Origin of the sequence: Salmonella sp. SAL04202 (assembly GCF_046550775.1) — a bacterium.
Classification (GTDB): Bacteria; Pseudomonadota; Gammaproteobacteria; order Enterobacterales; family Enterobacteriaceae; genus Salmonella; species Salmonella enterica.
On record NZ_JBGDXK010000023.1, the window covers coordinates 1 to 601 of the forward strand.

At 54.2% G+C, this 601-nt stretch carries 1 rRNA gene; it reads right to left on the reverse strand.

Annotation, left to right across the window (positions count from 1 at the left end):
- A 23S ribosomal RNA gene (locus ACLJQJ_RS23415) occupies nucleotides 1–601 on the reverse strand; the annotation flags it as partial.

Below are 601 nucleotides of genomic sequence, written 5' to 3' on the forward strand. Positions count from 1 at the left end.
TGGGGTACGATTTGATGTTACCTGATGCTTAGAGGCTTTTCCTGGAAGCAGGGCATTTGTTGCTTCAGCACCGTAGTGCCTCGTCGTCACGCCTCAGTGTTAAAGTGAACCGGATTTACCTGGAACACACACCTACACGCTTAAACCGGGACAACCGTCGCCCGGCCAACATAGCCTTCTCCGTCCCCCCTTCGCAGTAACACCAAGTACGGGAATATTAACCCGTTTCCCATCGACTACGCCTTTCGGCCTCGCCTTAGGGGTCGACTCACCCTGCCCCGATTAACGTTGGACAGGAACCCTTGGTCTTCCGGCGAGCGGGCTTTTCACCCGCTTTATCGTTACTTATGTCAGCATTCGCACTTCTGATACCTCCAGCAACCCTCACAGGCCACCTTCACAGGCTTACAGAACGCTCCCCTACCCAACGAACGTATCCTTAAACCGACTCGACTTTGTATACGCTTTGACGTCGCTTCGCTCCGTCAATCGTAACCCGCTGAATCGCTTTAAGTGATACGTTCGCTGCCGCAGCTTCGGTGCATGGTTTAGCCCCGTTACATCTTCCGCGCAGGCCGACTCGACCAGTGAGCTATTACGC